The 19,002-nt window shown below is 42.8% G+C and carries 19 protein-coding genes, 4 tRNA genes, 1 riboswitch and 1 other annotated feature; of the genes, 3 read left to right on the top strand and 20 right to left on the bottom strand.

Annotated elements, in window-relative coordinates:
* Nucleotides 1-3: 3 nt before the first annotated feature.
* The 9 genes from SPSPH_RS09895 to SPSPH_RS09855 form a co-directional block, all read right to left on the bottom strand.
* Nucleotides 4-1,380 carry a TrkH family potassium uptake protein gene (locus SPSPH_RS09895; protein ID WP_422397021.1) on the bottom strand — a complete coding sequence of 459 codons (1,377 nt, stop codon included), beginning with the start codon at nt 1,378-1,380 and terminating at the stop codon, nt 4-6.
* A 137-nt stretch (nt 1,381-1,517) separates the two neighbouring features.
* Nucleotides 1,518-2,366 carry a class II fructose-bisphosphate aldolase gene (locus SPSPH_RS09890; protein ID WP_075755522.1) on the bottom strand — a complete coding sequence of 283 codons (849 nt, stop codon included), beginning with the start codon at nt 2,364-2,366 and terminating at the stop codon, nt 1,518-1,520.
* 500 nt (nt 2,367-2,866) lie between these two features.
* Nucleotides 2,867-3,220, bottom strand: coding sequence for a 50S ribosomal protein L20 (rplT, locus tag SPSPH_RS09885; protein WP_075755521.1), 354 nt, complete (start codon nt 3,218-3,220; stop codon nt 2,867-2,869).
* Nucleotides 3,221-3,262: 42 nt separating this feature from the next.
* A complete protein-coding gene (rpmI, locus tag SPSPH_RS09880) occupies nt 3,263-3,460 on the bottom strand; it encodes a 50S ribosomal protein L35 (protein WP_075755520.1) in 198 nt (65 codons plus the stop codon).
* Between the two features lie 21 nt (nt 3,461-3,481).
* Nucleotides 3,482-4,015, bottom strand: a complete 534-nt coding sequence (infC, locus tag SPSPH_RS09875; protein WP_075755519.1) for a translation initiation factor IF-3 — start codon at nt 4,013-4,015, stop codon at nt 3,482-3,484.
* 25 nt (nt 4,016-4,040) lie between these two features.
* Nucleotides 4,041-4,168: a sequence feature (ribosomal protein L20 leader region), on the bottom strand.
* A gap of 78 nt (nt 4,169-4,246) precedes the next feature.
* Entirely contained in the window at nt 4,247-6,157 is a 1,911-nt protein-coding gene (gene thrS / locus SPSPH_RS09870) for a threonine--tRNA ligase (protein WP_075755518.1), read from the bottom strand.
* 321 nt (nt 6,158-6,478) lie between these two features.
* Nucleotides 6,479-7,378, bottom strand: a complete 900-nt coding sequence (gene ytxC / locus SPSPH_RS09865; protein ID WP_075755517.1) for a putative sporulation protein YtxC — start codon at nt 7,376-7,378, stop codon at nt 6,479-6,481.
* Between the two features lie 79 nt (nt 7,379-7,457).
* Entirely contained in the window at nt 7,458-7,784 is a 327-nt protein-coding gene (locus SPSPH_RS09860) for a GRAM domain-containing protein (RefSeq protein WP_075755516.1), read from the bottom strand.
* A gap of 14 nt (nt 7,785-7,798) precedes the next feature.
* The gene (locus SPSPH_RS09855; RefSeq protein ID WP_075755515.1) at nt 7,799-9,403 is read right to left on the bottom strand and encodes a peptide chain release factor 3; all 1,605 of its coding nucleotides are present in this window, start codon (nt 9,401-9,403) and stop codon (nt 7,799-7,801) included.
* 274 nt (nt 9,404-9,677) lie between these two features.
* On the opposite strand from SPSPH_RS09855, the gene SPSPH_RS09850 reads away from it, so the two are divergent.
* The 3 genes from SPSPH_RS09850 (at nt 9,678) to SPSPH_RS09840 (ending at nt 9,917) form a co-directional block, all read left to right on the top strand.
* A tRNA-Met gene (locus SPSPH_RS09850) sits at nt 9,678-9,753 on the top strand.
* Nucleotides 9,754-9,755: 2 nt separating this feature from the next.
* Nucleotides 9,756-9,831: transfer RNA gene (locus tag SPSPH_RS09845), tRNA-Thr, on the top strand.
* A 9-nt stretch (nt 9,832-9,840) separates the two neighbouring features.
* Nucleotides 9,841-9,917: transfer RNA gene (locus SPSPH_RS09840), tRNA-Met, on the top strand.
* A 52-nt stretch (nt 9,918-9,969) separates the two neighbouring features.
* Here the strand turns inward: SPSPH_RS09840 and SPSPH_RS09835 are convergent.
* The 11 genes from SPSPH_RS09835 to SPSPH_RS09785 form a co-directional block, all read right to left on the bottom strand.
* A complete protein-coding gene (locus SPSPH_RS09835) occupies nt 9,970-11,103 on the bottom strand; it encodes a GGDEF domain-containing protein (RefSeq protein ID WP_075755514.1) in 1,134 nt (377 codons plus the stop codon).
* A gap of 88 nt (nt 11,104-11,191) precedes the next feature.
* Nucleotides 11,192-12,088, bottom strand: a complete 897-nt coding sequence (locus SPSPH_RS09830) for an integrin alpha (RefSeq protein WP_075755513.1) — start codon at nt 12,086-12,088, stop codon at nt 11,192-11,194.
* A 141-nt stretch (nt 12,089-12,229) separates the two neighbouring features.
* Nucleotides 12,230-12,306, bottom strand: a tRNA-Val gene (locus SPSPH_RS09825).
* A gap of 55 nt (nt 12,307-12,361) precedes the next feature.
* A complete protein-coding gene (locus SPSPH_RS09820) occupies nt 12,362-13,495 on the bottom strand; it encodes an acyl-CoA dehydrogenase family protein (protein WP_075755512.1) in 1,134 nt (377 codons plus the stop codon).
* A gap of 107 nt (nt 13,496-13,602) precedes the next feature.
* Entirely contained in the window at nt 13,603-14,055 is a 453-nt protein-coding gene (locus SPSPH_RS09815) for a DMT family transporter (protein WP_244915960.1), read from the bottom strand.
* Nucleotides 14,056-14,175: 120 nt separating this feature from the next.
* Nucleotides 14,176-14,781 (bottom strand): peptidoglycan-binding protein, encoded by a 606-nt coding sequence (locus SPSPH_RS09810; protein WP_373325884.1) that lies wholly within the window; start codon nt 14,779-14,781, stop codon nt 14,176-14,178.
* Nucleotides 14,779-14,921: riboswitch (cyclic di-AMP (ydaO/yuaA leader) on the bottom strand. It overlaps the preceding gene by 3 nt.
* Before the next feature lie 109 nt (nt 14,922-15,030).
* On the bottom strand, nt 15,031-15,750 hold the full coding sequence (locus SPSPH_RS09805; RefSeq protein WP_075755511.1) for a L,D-transpeptidase family protein: 720 nt from the start codon (nt 15,748-15,750) through the stop codon (nt 15,031-15,033).
* Nucleotides 15,751-15,937: 187 nt separating this feature from the next.
* Nucleotides 15,938-16,411 (bottom strand): hypothetical protein, encoded by a 474-nt coding sequence (locus SPSPH_RS09800; RefSeq protein ID WP_075755510.1) that lies wholly within the window; start codon nt 16,409-16,411, stop codon nt 15,938-15,940.
* Nucleotides 16,412-16,677: 266 nt separating this feature from the next.
* Nucleotides 16,678-17,385 (bottom strand): 2-phosphosulfolactate phosphatase, encoded by a 708-nt coding sequence (locus tag SPSPH_RS09795; protein WP_075755508.1) that lies wholly within the window; start codon nt 17,383-17,385, stop codon nt 16,678-16,680.
* A 126-nt stretch (nt 17,386-17,511) separates the two neighbouring features.
* Nucleotides 17,512-18,183, bottom strand: coding sequence for an NAD(P)/FAD-dependent oxidoreductase (locus SPSPH_RS09790; protein WP_075755507.1), 672 nt, complete (start codon nt 18,181-18,183; stop codon nt 17,512-17,514).
* A gap of 187 nt (nt 18,184-18,370) precedes the next feature.
* On the bottom strand, nt 18,371-18,883 hold the full coding sequence (locus SPSPH_RS09785; RefSeq protein WP_075755506.1) for a ferritin family protein: 513 nt from the start codon (nt 18,881-18,883) through the stop codon (nt 18,371-18,373).
* Between the last annotated feature and the right edge of the window lie 119 nt (nt 18,884-19,002).

Raw genomic sequence — 19,002 nt, 5'->3', positions numbered from 1 at the left:
CTCTTAACCTATGATAACTTTACCTTCAGGGTATTGTAAATTGCCTTTGCGGGCTTTTAATGCCAAAGCCAACGCCAGCGTGACCGGGCCGACACGTCCGGCAAACATAGTAAAAACAAGCCAGAGCTTACCCGAAGTTGTCAGGGTTGTTGTAATTCCTGTTGTTAGTCCGGTGGTGCTAAAGGCCGATATTACTTCAAACAGCAGCCTAATAAACTCTTGATTTTCGGTAATGGTTAACATCATGGTTACAAAAATCACGGCCAGTGCAGATATTAACATAACGGCAAGAGCCTTATAAACAATCCCATAGGGAATTCGCCGCCCAAATAATTCGACATCACTTCTTCCCCGGATTAGTGCCCAAGTGGCCGCAACCAAAACACAGGCTGTCGAAGTTTTAATCCCACCACCTGTCGAGGCCGGTGAAGCGCCAATAAACATTAGGATTATCATAAAAAATAAAGTGGCATCTGTAAGATTGCTCATATCTACCGTATTCCAGCCGGCAGAACGGGCAGTTACTGATTGGAAGTAGCTGGCCATAACTTTCCCATTCCATGATAAATTAGCCATAGTTCCATGATTATCATATTCCAGCAGAAAAATTACCAACGCACCTAAAACAATGAGTACAAGTGTTGTAAACAACACTACTTTGGTATGCAGTGAGAACTTGGAGAACCGCCGGTTTGTCCAAACATCGGCAATAACAGTAAAACCTATACCGCCCAGGATAATAAGGAAGGTTATAATAAGATTGACGACGATATCCTCTGCATAGCCTATGGCACTGGAAAAATTACCGGTTATGCTGCCAAATAAGTCAAATCCCGCATTACAGAATGAAGAAACTGCGTGCCAGTAGCCAAAGTAAATCCCCTTAAGTCCCAAATCGGAATATAAACGAATAGCCAAAAAAGTACCGCCAATAAATTCAATGAGCAGAGTCACCTTGATAATATACTGGGTAAGACGTACAACACCCGCTACGGTAAGTTGATTCAAAGCCTCCTGCATCAACAGCCGTTCCTTCAGATTGATCCTTTTGCCTATCAGTATTGCCATCAGGGTAGTCATAGCCATAATTCCCAGACCGCCTACCTGAACCAGGCTAATTAACACAAGTTGTCCAAACAGGGAAAAATATGTACCAATATTGACCACTGTCAAACCAGTTACGCAAACAGCCGATGTTGCGGTAAACAGAGCATCCACAAAGCTCAGGCCTTCACCGGTGACGGAAGCCAAGGGTGTCATCAAAAGCAAAGTTCCTACAAGTATCAGTCCGGCGAAACTCAACACCAATACCTGATAGGGAGTAAGTTTCCACTCTGCGATATTAAGCAAATTAGCGATTTTATGCGCCAAAATTTCCACCTCTGCATTCAGCTATACTTAAAGATTATACCCAAAACAAGAAAAGTAAACAAGATTTGGCATAAACTAATTTGCAGCAGGCATGAAAATACCCCCGGATTTCCAATACCGGGGGTATTAAATAATTGTTTTTTTTGCTATATTGCCTTTGAGATGCAGTCAAAGGATAGCATATACCGGCGGACTGAATCTTTTACACCTTTTTTTACTGTTGACATGAGTTGAATGTAATTGGCAGACTGATTTTTAGTAAGTTCATTTCTTAAGGTTTCGCCGGCAGCCATTGACATATCGGTGGCAATGTTGACTTTTGTTATACCTGACTGAATTGAGCTTTGATATTCCTCTCTGGTCAGTTTTGAGCCACCATGCATAACCAAGGGTACGTTTACCGCATTGTTGAGTTCCGATAAACGGGAGAAGTTAAGTTTAGTACCGCCGCGGTATACTCCGTGGTTAGTCCCTACAGCCACTGCCAAAGCATCCACTTTAGTTTTTTCCACAAAACTCTGGGCCAGTTCGGGTTTAACCAAATTTTCCTCTTGTATATCGTGAATATTGCCGTAACAACCAACATAGCCCAATTCACCCTCGACAGATACACCGAGAGAATGGGCTATGCGGGTAATTTCTTTGGTACGTTTTAAGTTGTCCTCAAACGCCAGGGCTGAACCATCAAACATAACAGAAGTGAAGCCCCAGCGAATGGCTTTCATCACTCCTTCATAAGTATAACCATGATCAAGATGGAGAGCAACAGGCACAGAAGCCTTCTGCGCAGCTCTGCTCATGGCAGCACTCAGTGTATCAACATCGACAAATTTAAACAAACGCTCGGGAATGCCAAGCACCAGGGGAGTTTTTAGTTCTTCTGCCACCTCAATAACCGCGCCTAAAGTCTCAAAATTAAATACGTTAAAACCGCCTACAGCATACTTTCTTTTTCTTGCATCCTGAAGTAATTCTTTCATTGTTACCAGGGCCAAGTCTAACTCCTCCTTTTTTGTTTTATTACGCCAATATGTAGTTGTACTGGAATTCTCCTATATCCATTTTATTCGCCACTACCCTAAAAAAACCTGCCATTATAATAAAAATTTAAAAAAATCAAATTTTTCACACTACATAATCTTTTTATCCGATGACTAACCCGCTCTAAGACTCCCGCTTCTGCAAGCTGGAAGTTATCCCCTTACGGGCACAGGCGAGCGGCTAAGTCCCTGGATAATTCCGACTAAGATTCAGATGGGGTCAAAACCCATCTGAATCAAGTCTCCATTTATGGATTTTATTGCTAAACGTTTATTGAATTGCCTATAGTAATTCCTATATTTATAAATATTATACATCCATAAAGAAAACACGGCTTGCGCCGAGCCTCAGCGAAGGGTGGAAGCCGATGTTGCCCTGATCCAGGCGAAAGTTATACTTTCTATCAGGATAAAATAAAAAACTCCCGGAATTATCCGGAAGTTTTGATTGAAATCTACAGTTGTTCTTTTGCAGTGCTTACCAGTTTACCAAATGCAGGCATATCGTTAACTGCCATATCGGCTAACATTTTACGGTTAACTTCTACCCCGGCTTTTTTCAGTCCATTGATCAGCTGGCTGTAGGAGATACCGTTAATACGAGCGGCAGCATTAATCCGGGTAATCCATAATTTACGGAAATCACCTTTTTTGGCGCGGCGGTCGCGGCGGGCATAATACAGAGCTTTCATCACTGTTTCATTTGCTTTTTTAAACAGCTTGCTCTTGGAACCGCGATAGCCTTTAGCTAATTTAAGAATCTTTTTATGTCGTCTATGTGCAGTAACACCTTTTTTAACTCTTGGCATGTCACATACCTCCTGATGTACTTATAAATAAATTGTTTGATTCTATGCGTAAGGAAGCATTTTTACTACGCGCTCATGATCAGACTTGCTAACCATAGTGGCTTTACGCAGGTTGCGTTTACGGGCCGGAGATTTTTTCTCAAGAATATGGCTCTTGAAAGCTTTGGCGCGTTTAAATTCACCGCTGCCAGTCACTCTAAAGCGTTTTGCGGCACTTCTACGGGTTTTCATTTTTGGCATTATTGGATATCCCCTTTCTATTTATGTGCTGGATTGCGTAGTGTTGGGCTTAGGAGCTACAATCATAATCATATTTTTACCTTCGAGCTTAGCCTCACGTTCGATATTAGCCATATCCTTAAGCAAGGTCGCCATTCTTACAAGCACTTGCTTACCAAGTTCGGGATGAGAAAGTTCTCTACCTCTGAACATGATAGTTACCTTGACTTTATCGCCATCTTCCAAGAAACGCTGGGCATTTTTCAGCTTAACATTAAAATCATGGTCCTCAATATTCGGACGGAGTTTAACCTCTTTAAGCGTAATTACCTTTTGCTTCTTTTTGACTTCTTTGTCGCGTTTTTGCTGCTCATACCTGAATTTACCGAAATCCATAATCCGGCATACTGGCGGTTTGGCAGTTGGTGCTACTTCGACTAAGTCAAGATTTTGCTCAGCTGCTAAACGTAACGCGTCTCTCAGCGACATAATCCCTAACTGTTCATTGGCGTTGCCGACCAATCGAATTTCCCTGGCGCGAATTTCTTCATTGATCTTTAAAGTTTCTTTGCTAATTGCCGCTCACCTCCTGATATTTGTCAAATAAAATAAAAAACGGGTGGTATAAACCACCCGCGTAATAGCATATCAAAATGATTGCCTACTGTTACCTTACTAACTGCCCCCAGGCGTCGTAAGGTGAGAAGCGGATGGCTTCTGCTTAATGCAAAATTCAATTACCTGATAATGTTAACACCTATCGGCAAGGAAGTCAAGCTTTTTTCAAATCTTTATGGATTTTCCTTGTCATCTCTTGGCAATAATTTCGGCAATGGCTGTGGTTATAAATTGTTCAACAGGCATTGCTCCAATATCGCCTTCTCCCCGTTTACGAACAGACACAGTACGGGATTCGGCTTCTTTATCGCCCACAACCAACATATAAGGTGTTTTTTGCAACTGAGCTTCACGAATCTTATAGCCGATTTTTTCATTGCGATCATCTACTTCTACCCGAATATCCTGATCACGCATCGCCTGGGCGATTTCTTGGGCATAATTGGCATGACGCTCACTAATCGGCAGAATCTTAGCCTGCACTGGAGCAAGCCACATCGGAAAAGCGCCGGCATAATGCTCAATCAAAATACCGATAAAGCGCTCTATGCTGCCATAGGCAACGCGATGGATCATTACCGGGCGGTGTTTTTGACCATCTTCGCCAATATAGGTAAGATCAAATTTTTCCGGCATCAGCATGTCAAGCTGAATGGTGCCGCATTGCCAGGTACGTCCGATGGAATCTTTTAAGTGAAAATCAATTTTCGGACCATAAAAAGCGCCATCCCCTGGATTAATTTTGAAAGGCATGTTCAGCTCTTCCATCGCCTCTTTCAGCGCAGTTGTTGCTGTTTCCCAGATTTCATCAGACCCCATGGCCTTTTCCGGTTTAGTACTCAGTTCAGCATGATAGGATAAGCCAAAGACACTGTATACGGTATTAAAGAGTTCGATGACCTTCTTAATTTCGTTCTTAATCTGGGAAGGCAGCATGAAGATATGAGAATCATCCTGCGTAAAGCTGCGTACGCGCATAAGTCCGTGCAGCGCTCCGGAAATTTCATGCCTGTGAACAAGTCCCAACTCGCAGGTGCGCAGGGGAAAATCACGATAGCTGTGGTGCTGAGTACGGTATACCAAGATACCGCCAGGACAGTTCATCGGTTTTACCGCATAACCTTCTTCGTCAATTTCGGTGAAATACATGTTCTGACGATAGTGATCCCAGTGCCCTGATTGCTGCCATAGTTTTTGGTGCAGGATAATCGGAGTTTTGATTTCTTGATAGCCATACTTAATATGCAGCTTGCGCCAGAAAGCTTCCAGTTCATTACGGATAACCATTCCTTTGGGATGAAAGAAAGGAAAACCCGGACCTTCTTCCTGGATGCTGAATAGATCAAGTTCACGGCCAAGCTTGCGGTGATCCCGTTTGGCGGCTTCCTCCATCATGGTTATATAGGCATCCAAATCTGCCTTCTTTTCAAAGGAAGTACCATAAATACGCTGCAGCATTTTCCTTTTTTCGTCCCCGCGCCAGTAGGCGCCGGCAATACTTTGCAGCTTAATTGCCTTAACGCGTCCGGTAGACTGAACATGCGGCCCGGCACATAAATCTATAAATTCGCCTTGCTTATAGATAGATATTTCCACATCTTCCGGCAGATCACGAATCAGCTCTTGTTTGTAGCTTTCCCCTTGTTCGCCAAACAGCTTAATGGCTTCCTCACGACTGAGTGTCATGCGCTCAAGCGGTAAGTTTGCCTTAACGATTTTTTCCATTTCTGCCTGAATTTTTTCTAAATCCTCAGGCGTGAATGTATGGGCAGTATCAAAGTCATAGTAAAAGCCATTGGCAATAGCCGGACCAATCCCTAATTTAGCATCAGGATACAGGCGTTTAACAGCCTGAGCCAAAATGTGGGAAGAGGTATGACGTAAAGCATCTTTACCTTCCGCATCTTCAAATGTAAAAAATTCGACAGCTGCATCTTGTTCCAATTCAGCAGACAAATCGGTCACTTGTCCATCTACTTTAGCAACCAGTGCAGCTTTCGCCAGGTTGCGGCTAATTGAGGCAGCAGCCTCTGCCAGTGTTATTCCCTGCTTAAGTTCACGCACTGCTCCGTCTTTTAATGTCATATTAATTTTGTTCATTTTCGACAGCCTCCTACTAACAAAAATAAAAAAACTCCCAGTCCCTGTAGGGACGAGAGTTTTATACCCGTGGTTCCACCCTGTTTTGGCAAAACGCCATCTCAGATTTTGATAACGGGGAAATACCCCGGCAAAGCTTACTTAAGTTCGGCTAGGCAGTTTAGAGGTGGTAATCATGCATGGTATGCGTAAAGATGTTTTCAGCCTGTGACATCTTCTCTCTGGACGCCCTTCAAAACATAATCATATCCTCGGCATCACTGTTCAACAGCAGTATTTAATTATCAAGAATTATATACGAGTTGAGCGGTATTGTCAAGGTTACAACTCCGTATGGGTAGATTTACCGGCAGGAATACACAGTTCGCAACCCTCACACACTACGACACGTCCTTCAAACACACTCTTGATTGTCTCCAGGACCTCTTTGTCGCTCAGCCGGTCACTGGTATGTACCATGATATTACGTGGAGCAATAGTTATTAAGGCGCTTACTACCAAATCTTCATAGTTAAGATTATCAGCATCATCGGTATTACAATTCGGCATTAGCGAGTTCTCTACATATTGATTATTTATTATTTTACCGTGCGAGTCATAAATTTGGAATACGCCAGGGCTATTAATAACCAGATGAGCCTCTTCTACCCGCGGCTCCTGAACATCGACAAAATAGCGCAAAACCCGTATAAATTCCTTGTACTCAAGCTCCATCATAAAATCGTCAACAACATTATCAATAACCTCTGACAGGTGCAGGCGGTAATCTTTGAGACGAAAATTTAGGAAGCCCTCCAGTACCAGCACATGGTGATTATCCAGATATTCTAAAATACGGGACAATATTAGCTTATAACGCACTGCCGGACAGACACCAAGTGCTTTTAAGGTATTTGATTCGACTACAGCCCGTTCGTCATGGTTAAAATAAAAGTAATTGTTGGTAACCATCTTATTGATGATTTTATGTTCTTCATTACTAATGATCCAATCAGCGAGTATCTGGGATACACTATTTTTCAGCACATTCTTTATTCGCTCATAATTGCGAAATGATAACTCGCCATCACTGATATTTAAACCAAGAAATGTATAGCCGCCTTTATCAAGCTCTTCTATGACTACACGGAAGCCTTCTTGGGTCAGCGTTTTACAGTCGCATTCCAGCTTTTCCCTAATATTTCCGGTTGTTCCGTTCAGGCCGATCGAAAGTAACTTCACCACCCTCACTCCCTTCTCATATAGTATATGTTTCAGAGCTTATTTGCATACAATGAGGGGAGCAAAGTGTTTTATCGAATTAGTTAACTGCCCTTAATTGGTTGTTAACAGCCTCAAGCCATTCATTACGGCCTTTTACAACAAATTTAATTACTTTATCCTGAATAGTAACCACCTGTAACGCATTGGGAATAACGAAAAAAGTCTTTACTGCCTGCAATTCCTTAATATGGGTCAGCGGTACTTCCTCCATATATTTATTGGTAATGCTAAGCGCATAACCAACAAAAACCAGACGGTTGTCTGTCAAATAGAGCGCTCCGTTTAAAACATCTCCGTTACAAGTATAACTGGCAAGACATTTCTTGATGATGACTTCATCCAATTCTAAAGGAAAGCTGTACATACACCCTACCTCCTTTACGCTTGTCGCGCGTCTTCAGGCACAATCAAAAACTCAATATCCGGGTTGCGTTCCATGACCCATCTGAGCTGCCACTCATTACTAATTAATGCGACCGGCCGGTCTTTTATATCCTGGATCAAAAGTCCATTGTCCATATTTTTCATAGACTTTACATCAAGGTTTGGACCATAGAGCCATCTGGCGATGGAGTACGGCAGCTTGTTCATTAAGATATCCACACCATATTCGTGTTTAAGACGGTACTCCAGTACCTCAAACTGCAATGAGCCGACAACCCCAATGATAAAAGATTCTACCGGATAATCCGGTTGGCGAAATACCTGAACAGCCCCTTCCTGGGTAAGCTGGGTCATGCCTTTGATAAATTGTTTGCGCTTCATGGTATCTTTAGCCTGAACCCTGGCAAATTGCTCGGGGGGAAATACCGGAAAGTCCCGGAAAGTAAACTCGAAGCCTTCCTGGCACAGCGTATCGCCAATCCCAAAAATTCCAGGATCAAACAGCCCCACAATATCTCCCGGATACGCCTCATCAATGATGGTTCGCTCTTGAGCTAAAAACTGTTGCGGTTGGGCTAGCTTCACCGATTTTCCCGACTGTGCATGATATACAGCCATACCCCGTTCAAACTTACCGGAACATATTCTCATAAAAGCCAGACGGTCCCGGTGAGCCGGATTCATATTGGCCTGAATTTTAAATACAAATGCTGAAAACTTTTCATCGTCCGGAGCAATCAACCCTTCAGACGATTCTCTCGGCATCGGTGCAGGAGCTAATCGTAAAAAGTCTTCCAGGAACAGTCTTACACCAAAATTGGTCATGGCACTGCCAAAGAACATGGGAGTAAGTTCGCCGCCGGCTACTTTAGCAAAATCAAACTCCTCCCCGGCCATATCCAGCAGTTCAATGTCGTCACATAATGCCTGATGAATTTCATCACCAAGCAATTCTTTAAAAGCCGGATCATCCACACCGCCTTTTGTTGAAGGCAAAGCACATTGTCCGTGAACGCCGCTGTGTTCGAATAATTCAATCTGCGCCTGCTCGCGTATATAAACACCGCTGTAGTTGCCATCAATGCCAATAGGCCAGTTCATCGGATAGGCCCGAATGCCGAGAACCTTTTCTATTTCTTCCATCAATTCAAAGGGATTACGTCCATAGCGGTCAAGCTTATTAACAAAGGTGAATACCGGTATACCCCGCTGCTTACAAACCTGAAACAGTTTTTTGGTTTGGTCTTCAACGCCTTTAGCCGCGTCAATAAGCATTACCGCACTGTCGGCAGCCATCAAGGTGCGGTACGTGTCCTCACTAAAGTCCTGGTGACCAGGAGTATCTAATATGTTAACACGAAAACCGTCGTAATCAAATTGCAGTACACTGGAGGTTACTGAAATACCACGCTGTTTCTCAATTTCCATCCAGTCAGATACCGCGTGTTTCTGCGCTTTTCTGGCTTTTACAGAACCGGCCAGCCGGATGGCGCCGCCGTAAAGCAGCAGTTTTTCAGTTAATGTGGTTTTACCGGCGTCCGGGTGGGATATAATGGCAAAGGTGCGGCGTTTAACAATTTCGGGAATAATATTTGACATTTCTGCCTCCTAAAGTTAGTCTGTTGAAATTACAGCATATCTATCCAATTAGCGGGAATAATCTTATCAAGACTAGTAATGGCAGTATCATAATAACGTAAACAGTACAATAATTTAATATACACCATTTATTGACAGGAGTCAATGCCGTCTTACTGGCAATAAGTATCACTTTATCAGGTTTGATATAACATTTTTTTAAAATGGTGTTTTAAAATAGATTGACATAGTATCCGGTGTACTATATAATCTAATTTGTGACAAAAAATCTCATCGCGGGGTGGAGCAGTTGGTAGCTCGTCGGGCTCATAACCCGAAGGTCACAGGTTCAAGTCCTGTCCCCGCAACCAACGCTGGTGTAGCTCAGTCGGTAGAGCGTATCCTTGGTAAGGATAAGGTCACCGGTTCAATCCCGGTCACTAGCTCCATTTTAATACGGCGGCGTAGCTCAGCTGGCTAGAGCATTCGGTTCATACCCGAAGTGTCCGGGGTTCAAATCCCTGCGCCGCCACCAGAAAAAAACCTTGTCAATTTTGACAAGGTTTTTTTCTATATTTAAATTACTGTTATATGACAAATTCTAAACACACCTGATTACGTCCTGCTTTCTTAGCTCGATACAATTGCGTATCAGCTCCGGCAATCATTGTTTCCATCGAAATGTCACTAGTTGTACAGGACATAATTCCAATAGAAACCGTTATTTGCCGTCCGTAAAAGGGAGTATTCTCGATTGCTCCCCGAATAGTTTCTGCAATCCTTACGGCTTCTTGTGCGGCTGTGTTAGGCAAGCCAATAATAAATTCTTCCCCGCCGTATCGGGTAACTATATCGGATTCTCTCACATTATTTGCAAGCAGGGCGGCAAGACGTCGTAAAACCACATCCCCTTGCGGATGCCCAAAAGTATCATTGTATTTTTTAAATTCATCAACATCAATCATCAGTACTGATAACGGTTTACCCGGATATAATGCCGGCAATTGACTAAATAATTCCTGAAAACGCCGCCGGTTCAATAATCCAGTCAGTCCGTCGGTATCGGCCTTATACTGAAGCTCGCTATACTGATTTTGAAAAGCTAAAATGCGGCTAAGAGACAAATCAAGCATATGCACCGACAAAGGAATACTCATTAACAAGGTCATGGCCAATAATAGAAAATTATCTGCTGCTACAAACGGAGATACAAAATTAAATCCGGGATGATAAGCTGATAAAATTGCCAGTAATCCAAGATGGAGAGCGGTAATAACAACAGAAGCCGCAAATAAACCGAGGTTCCTGGATCGTATGTTCTTGATAATCAGATAAGCGCTGGCCACATACACATAGATTCCGGCAGCCCACCATATCCAGTCAAGTCCGCCTTTTAGCATACGGAACACCAAGGTTGCGGTCGCAACAATAAAACTATCTGCCACACCTATATATAAAGTGGATAAAATGATAACAGACAACCGTAAATCAAAAAAGAAAACATCTAAGTAAGGCAACTGTATGGGAAAAATCATAGCCAGTCCGGATAACACCAGGAAAAACATGATGCCGACATGGTTCGGCCCTGAAGATTCGTGCAGTAGCACCAATAGTTTAGTGCGATAATGCTGGGCAGCCAAATTAGTAACAGTATATAAAACACAAAACCCCTTAAATAGCTCAAGCAAAAACCCCAGCACATCAAAAGCTGGAAGTCCCATATAATATCTCCATTCAAGTAATGAGCAACACCACTCTCAATAAAAGCATATATTCGCTATAAAGCTATTTTTTCCTTTAAAAATTCTGTTAATTTCCTTGCTCATTCATTGACAATAATACTGTTGCTACTTCAATCTGCCTTATCCGCCATTCATTGTCTTCATATTTCCATATGGAAGTTACATTGGCCACCAGATCAGCGTTGTATGCCCCTACCACCCGTTGATGACCACGAAGCTCATAGGTGCCGTTACGGCTAAAATCAATGGGTTCTATTACTGAAAATGGATAGGAGTATGGCTTAACTTCTTTTAAAAGCTTACCTTCCGGGCTATACACATTACTGCCAAGATACCTGTCTTTATTAGCACTGAGATCAACAATGGTACTGCGTCCGGTATTTTCGTTGACTAATTCGGCTTTAAAGCCATCAACAAACCTGCCGGTAAACTTTGCTCCACCATTATTCTTTTCAGCAAAAATCACCTTCGGTTCGGCGCCACTGAAAGTAGCGATAACGTGTCCCACAATGCCGCCGCTGCCACCTGTTGGTGCCGACACCATAACATCACTGATCTTATCGCCGTCAAAATCTCCCACAAACAACTTAGCTTCGTAACCGCCGAAATTCTCCAATTGAGTAGACACCTGGTTACCGGTCGCACCATTTTGAACTATGATATCGATTTGGTCGGCATATATAGCGTCCGGTTTTGCTTTGCGACCAATTAAGAAGATATTGTCTTCGATAGCATCACCAGTAACATCGGCAATTTTAGCGTCAAGTACATACCTCCCGGCAGGCAGCTCAATTTTTGCCGGTTCCATTGCCAAGCTGCGCGCCGCACCGGTAACATGACCTGCCGCATTATAAACGGTTTTCACTGTATTAGTCTCATAAGAGCCTTCCTGTGCCAGGTACACTGACGGAACAAAAAGAACTACAGCCGATATAATTCCCGCAATTTGTTTTTTATATTGCATATCACGATACTCTCCTTTTTAAAAATCACTTTGTTATTACAATAAACGTAAACCTATCAAAAAAGTAACGAAAATAGCTAAGTTTCTTAAAAAACAGAAAAGCCCACAGATACATTTCTGTGAGCCTGTTTTTTTGCATTCTGGTGGGACTAACTGGACTCGAACCAGTGACCCCTACGATGTCAACGTAGTACTCTAACCAACTGAGCTATAGTCCCTCAACTCAGGTAAATTATATTACGGTTAATTATAAAAGTCAAGGTACTTTATAAATTAGTACAGAATATTGTTGGCAATTACCAGACGTTGAATTTGGTTGGTTCCTTCGTAAATCTGCATGATTTTAGCATCACGCATATATTTCTCCGCAGGATACTCTTTGGAATAACCATATCCGCCCAGCACTTGAACAGCATCCACCGTAACCTTCATCGCCGTGTCAGCAGCAAAGCATTTAGCAATGGCAGATTCTTTAGTATAATCCACACCCTGGTCTTTCAGCCAGCAGGCTTTATAAACCAGCAGCCGGGCAGCCTCAATTTGCATCGCCATATCAGCCAGCATAGCCTGTACAAGCTGGAACGAAGCAATAGGCTTATCAAATTGTACGCGCTCCTTGGAGTATTTAACAGCCAATTCAAAAGCCGCCTGAGCCAATCCCACCGATACCGCACCAACAAACGGCCGGGCAGCATCCAGTGTTTTCATGGCAATCTTGAAACCTTCTCCTTCACGGCCAATACGGTTAGTTGCCGGAATACGCACGTTGTCTAACACCAATTCGCAGGTATTAGAGGCCCTGATCCCCATCTTTTCTTCTTCTTTACCAACTGTAAAACCCGGAGTGCCGCGATCGACAATAAAAGCAGTCAGGCCACGGATACCGGCTGTTTTACGGGTATTAGCAAAAATAATATAAATTTCAGCAATGCCACCATTAGTAATAAAACACTTTGTTCCATTAAGAATATAATCTTCGCCGTCTTTAACAGCGGTAGTGGCAACTGCTCCTGCGTCAGAACCGGCACCTGGCTCAGTCAGCGCAAAAGCGGCTAATTTACCATTATTAAGAACATCAAACATCTTCCGCTTTTGCTCATCAGTACCCAATAATACTACCGGATAAGAAGCTAAAGCATTGGCTGCCGTTGTTGTAGCTACACCAGCACACCCTTTTCCCAGTTCCTCATAGATAAGAGCGATTGAAAGGGCATCAAGACCTGGTCCATCATACTCTTCAGGAACAGTTAAATTGAGCAAGCCTGCTTCATCAAGCTTCTTCCACAGATCAGCTGGAACCACACCGTCTTTATCCATTTCTAAAGCGTGCGGAGTAATTTCTTTAGCCACAAAATCCTTTACCATCTTTTGTAGATCCAGTTGGTCGGGAGTAAAGTTAAAATCCATGCCTTGCCTCCTTATTGTTCGCATAATACAAAAAAATACTAAAGATAAGTATACCGCATAATGATTTTTTTGTTAACACCCAAATTGCAAAAAAATGAAAAAACGCGCTATTTTAACAGCAGTTTAGCGCCAACTGCAAGTAATACTAAGCCAAACAGCTGTTGAGGGCTGCAAGCCATACGTTCAAGGCCAAAGCCGCCAAAATGATCAATGAGAATGGCCGTCAATACTTGTCCGACAATTATAGCGGTAGTAGCATTGGCTACACCAACACTGGGGATACTGGCAGCTACCAAATATATTATGGCAACGCCAATCATACCTCCCAACCAGGAATACCAAGGTGCTCCTTGCCATGCGTACAAATTCCCCTTACCCATTTTAAACAAAAACAGCAAGATCATTACCAACAAACTTCCGGTAATTTGTACAATAAATGTGGCCTCCAAAAGACCAATAACTTTACTTAACGAAGAATTCAGCGACCCCTGCACCGCCATTAATACCCCGGAAATCAACGCTAATACTAATGGCAGCATTTCGCTTGAGATGAAGTTCAACTTAGACACGCCCCCGTATATTTGCACAATTCTAAGTGTAGTATAATACTTGGAAGTTATTAATATTCCAGGATAACCGGCTTTGGAATAAAAAAAAGAGGCTTACTCTGCTAAGCCTCTTTAGTCAAGTATGTATACTGTTACTTGCCGAACGCCAAAAGCCAAAGCCTCGCGGCGGTTCTCATAAGCCAAATCAATACGGTTACCCTTAATCGCACTGCCGATATCGTCAGCTACTGCATACCCATATCCTTTAATATACAATCTGGTTCCCAAAGGAATAACCGATGGATCGACAGCAACCAAACCCTTACGTAAATAATTGCCCCGGTATGTATAGCTGCCATTTCCAGGATCATGCGCCGTATACGCTGATGCCTTCATAACAATAGAGCGGCTGTATCTGCTGGGTTCACTCGTCAAGCGCCCAAGATAGGCGAATGTTTCTTTGTCAACAATCCCCGTTACTTCAAGGTCATTATTACGTTGAAATTCTTTTACGGCCTTAGCGGTAATCGGACCGAAGATCCCATCAATCGCGCCGGCATAAAAACCACCATCTGCCAAAAACTTCTGCACCGCTCGTACTTCATCGCCACGTGCGCCAACAGCAATCGGCGCTTTTTCCGGCTGCTCCGCAGTCAGTCCGACCGATGGGCTGCTTACTGCAAACAGCATGACCAATGCAAAAGTAAACGCCCAAAAGGCTCTTTTCAATGGTTTCACCTCTCTTACAATGCGCCTCCGAGGTTAGCTGTCGGGTTTGGGCAAAAGAGAATGTGAGAACGCCCTACCGCGATTGCGGATTCACCCCTGTATTTCTATTGGTTCCCCCGTACCATATAAGGATTCGGCATTATAAATATAATATACCAAATTGCAAGCTTGGTCAAATTCGATATCATGGTATATTCTTGTCATATCGTCTATTTCTTTCAGTTATTTAAAAATTTCAGGAAAAATTGGAGGCAAACATTATATTCCCAGCGCCGTGCATAACTCCTTACTCGCTACACCGGTAACAGCTACCCCTTTATCTGCTTGATAAGCTTTAACCGCTTCTTCTGTCATAGTGCCAAACAAGCCGTCAGCCCGTCCCTGAAAGTATCCCATCTCTTTAAGTTTAAGCTGCAGCGCAGCTACGTCGGAGCCTGAAGCTTTATATTTCAAATTTCTTTCAATCCTAATATTTCTGCCTGTAATGCTTACCGGAGTACCAATAGGAGTCCATTCAAACAGCTCTTCGACATCCTTATTGCGCATTCTGATACAGCCATGGCTGGCAAATTGTCCAATTGACCATGGCTTATTGGTCCCATGAATACCAAATGTGCCCCACGGCACATTTAACCCCATCCAGCGAGTACCAAACCCTGTTCCCCAGTCATAATCCTTCCATACAACATTCCATTCGCCAATAGGAGTGGGAGTTTTACTTTTACCCACAGCAATCCGGTACTTTTTGTAAAGCTCACCATCGTTATGAAGCTCTAACTCCCTTGACTGAACTTTTATTAGAATGCTCACCTTACCGGCAGGTGCCTCAAAGGGTTGCCGACTATCAATTGCCGCCAGGTCCTGTTCATCCATATACTCAAAGCCAAGAATGCTAAAAACAATGCTTAAAATAGCTAATACTGCTATACCGAAAAATATCCGTGAACGCCTGACTTTAAACGACCATAAGGAATTCACCTGGTTCGCCCCCTTACAGACTGTATTCTTCAGAAAATATATGCAGCTGTCCGCAAGGGTATGAAATTTTACATGCTGTCAGGCCAACAAAAAAATTAACCGGCTAAAGCCGGTTAATTTAACACATTACATCGCATTAGCTACCATAACCCAATGGCACTTTGCGGGATTAAGATCCAAATGAATATTATTCTTGACTGCGTTTGGCATCAAAATAGTTATTAGTGTTAGTAAGCAACGTAGAAAGCAAGACCACCTCATCCTGGTATCCGGCTAAACGGTCACTTACCTCTGCTTGGACTTTTTCCTGCACGCTACTACGCACAGCAGTCTCTACCGCCCGGGCAATGTTTTGCTTAGCCACATCCTGGTCCTGGACTGCCAGTTGCGCCGCAACTGAGCTAATATCATTAACAATATCCGCTTTTCCGGTGCGTTCAAGGGCAAATTGGGCAAGAGTTCCCCACAATGCCTGTTTATTGCCTTGTTCAAAATTATCCTTTATTTTCAACAACTCTTCAATCTGGGCAGCCTGTGCGTTGGCAGCAGATAATTCAGCCAGTTGGTCTCCCAAAGACGCAGCCTCTGCTTTAGGCATCGCCAACGAAAATATTGGCATTGAGAAAACCATCAACATGACAGCGGCTATCTTTCTTTTCACAATAATACTCCTTCCCCTTTAATGGTTTGGATTCGTAACACATTTTATCATATAGTTTACATAATTAATAGAGGTAAATTAAACAAGAAAACTGATTGCAAAAACAATCAGCTTTTTTTGTCCTAACAGAAATATAACTTTCTTAAGAACAGGATCAACACCGGCTTCCGCTGCGACGCGCCTGGATGGTGCTAGTACCGATTGCGCCACGGATGGCATAGCAATTCGGCCCGCCAAAGACTCGGCACAAGCCGTGTTTTCTTTATTTAATGCCAAGCAGTTATAATACCATTTTCAAATACCGGAATAACTGACAAGGTATCTTGTTGTAAACATAACATAACATCTTGTTCAAAGCCGATACTACGTAAATAGCTGGCATGTGACGATTCTGCCACCCTTGGCAGTAACTCGGCGGCAAAATCACGGTACATCGCCTGCGCGGCCAATGCGGTGTCACTGAGTTTAGCAGTCTTACTGAAGCGCTCTGCCAGCAGGCCTGCACACAAAGTGTCTTCCAAGGAAAACCGCCCCTCCGAACCGGCACATACAATGACGACATCGTCTTGCTGCAGTTGTAAAGCACTTGTTATGGCAGCCGCATTAACAAAAGCCATTGCATATACCTTTTGAGCCGCACTTGCTTTGGTTAATGCCAACGTTCCGTTGGTCGTTGTCATTACAATTGTTTTACTTGCTACTTGTTCCCGTGTGTATTCAAAAGGCGAATTTCCCAGGTTAAAACCCGGAATAAGCAAGCCTTCGCGTTCACCAGCCAGCAATATATCCGGATTATTAGCTTTAAGCTTGTTAGCCTCTGCTACTGTTCTTACAGGGATTAGCTCTTTACAGCCATTGGCACAAGCAGTGGCAATACTTGTCGTCGCTCTAAGCACATCAATAACCACCGCACTGTACTTACTGTATTTTTCATCGTCAAAATCGTTAGGAGTAAAACAAATATCAATATTCACGATTTCTACCTCACTTTTCCTGACCAAGAATCCGTATTACATATATCCAAATTATATATATCCAAAAATATGTACATTTTTGTCAGACTAAAAGGAAAGCGCTTGGGCTGTCCAAGCGCTGCTCTGTTAACCTAGAATACCCTGTTTTACATTGTCTAAGCCTAAACGATCTATCATCATGCCAATGCGCTCGTGTTTGCGGGCATTGGCTTTGTAGTAAGCAATGATTTTATTAATAATCGCGATTACTTCTTCCTGAGGTATTTGTTCTGTTAATAAATCAGCAACTCTGGCTCTGGCACCAGCACAGCCGCCAATTACAATTTTCCAGCCTTTAGCGGTACCGATCAGGCCTATATCCTTTACCCAGCCCTCAGCACAGGAATTGGTACAGCCGCTAACCCCAAATTTGAGTTTGCCGGGCAACTCCATGCCATGATACAATTTATCAATCTCAAGCCCTAACGTTAAACCATCTTGCTGGGCCCGCTTACAGAAATGAGTGGCCGGACAAATCTTTACGCTCCGCACACACAGACCAACAGCAGCACCTTTATCCATCCCTAGTTCTTCCCACACGGCATCAATTTTATCCTCGGCAATACCAACAATGGCAATCCGCTGCGCTGAGGTTAGTTTGAGTGCCTTGGCTCCGTATTTTTCTGAGACGTCGGCTATTTTCCTCAACACGTTAACATCGAGAATGACACCACCGGGAATATGAGGAGCAATAGCATATGTTTCTCTGTCACGTTGAACGATAGCACCTTTTTCCAATAAATCTGTCTTTTGTTCCATAATATGAAACCTCCTATAAGATAATAATATGTAGTGGAATATTATTATAAATTAGATACTTCTTATAAAAATCCTGCTCCCTTACAAAATTTTTCTAAAAAATGCAAAGGGCAGAGATAGAGTTCTTTTGACGCAAAAAAATATAGCATCCATATAGACGCTATATTCTTGCTAAATCGATTCTGGCTTACGCCCAGGCATCCAGCATTTCACGGAGTTTTACTACATGTGTCTGTTCTTCAGCTTTTAACTGGTTAAATATAGTTCTGGCTTCTTCAAATTTAGCACATTTCGCTAAGGCATCATAAAACAGAATAGAATCTTTCTCATCTTGTAAAGCGGCTTTCAGAATATCGGCAATGGTATTAAGTTCAGGCAAAGTTTGCGCTGCCTTATCTTTAGGGAAAATATGGGGCTCAGCGAGAACTGTCAAATACTTTGAAGTTTCTTGGTCAAACAGGTAATCGCTGGCATCCGCATCTTTGTTTTCCTTAAGTTTATTATAAAGTGCAGTGAATTTTTCATGATGATAAATTTCTTCATTCATAAGAAACATGAACAAGTCTTTATGTTCCTGATTTTTGGCTTGCTCATATGCTTTTTTGTAAAAGTCGCGACCACGTGCCTCCATATCAATAGCGATTCTCAGGCCTTCCAAGTCGCTAAACAAGTTGCCCATATCACAGGCATTTTTTTGCATGTGGATGTCCTCCCTTTATTAAATTCATAATATACTGGATTATATTCCATCTTTCTGGATAAAATCCTTTTTCCTTTGTGACTTTTTTATCAAATATAGTGAATAATTAGCAAATTAAA

Origin of the sequence: Sporomusa sphaeroides DSM 2875 (assembly GCF_001941975.2) — a bacterium.
Taxonomy (GTDB): domain Bacteria; phylum Bacillota; class Negativicutes; order Sporomusales; family Sporomusaceae; genus Sporomusa; species Sporomusa sphaeroides.
This window is presented reverse-complemented; position numbering and strand designations above follow the sequence as displayed.

Bases quoted from the DNA above. Each gene is read 5' to 3' on its own strand.
- SPSPH_RS09820 (WP_075755512.1), bottom strand. From the start codon at position 13,495: ATGGATTTTAACTTTACTCCCGACCAACTGGATCTACAAAAGATGGTA.
- SPSPH_RS09785 (WP_075755506.1), bottom strand. From the start codon at position 18,883: ATGCAAAAAAATGCCTGTGATATGGGCAACTTGTTTAGCGACTTGGAA.
- rpmI (WP_075755520.1), bottom strand. From the start codon at position 3,460: ATGCCAAAAATGAAAACCCGTAGAAGTGCCGCAAAACGCTTTAGAGTG.
- SPSPH_RS09860 (WP_075755516.1), bottom strand. From the start codon at position 7,784: ATGTACAGCTTTCCTTTAGAATTGGATGAAGTCATCATCAAGAAATGT.
- SPSPH_RS09830 (WP_075755513.1), bottom strand. From the start codon at position 12,088: ATGCAATATAAAAAACAAATTGCGGGAATTATATCGGCTGTAGTTCTT.
- SPSPH_RS09790 (WP_075755507.1), bottom strand. From the start codon at position 18,183: ATGGAACAAAAGACAGATTTATTGGAAAAAGGTGCTATCGTTCAACGT.
- thrS (WP_075755518.1), bottom strand. From the start codon at position 6,157: ATGAACAAAATTAATATGACATTAAAAGACGGAGCAGTGCGTGAACTT.
- SPSPH_RS09835 (WP_075755514.1), bottom strand. From the start codon at position 11,103: ATGGGACTTCCAGCTTTTGATGTGCTGGGGTTTTTGCTTGAGCTATTT.
- rplT (WP_075755521.1), bottom strand. From the start codon at position 3,220: ATGCCAAGAGTTAAAAAAGGTGTTACTGCACATAGACGACATAAAAAG.
- SPSPH_RS09855 (WP_075755515.1), bottom strand. From the start codon at position 9,403: ATGTCAAATATTATTCCCGAAATTGTTAAACGCCGCACCTTTGCCATT.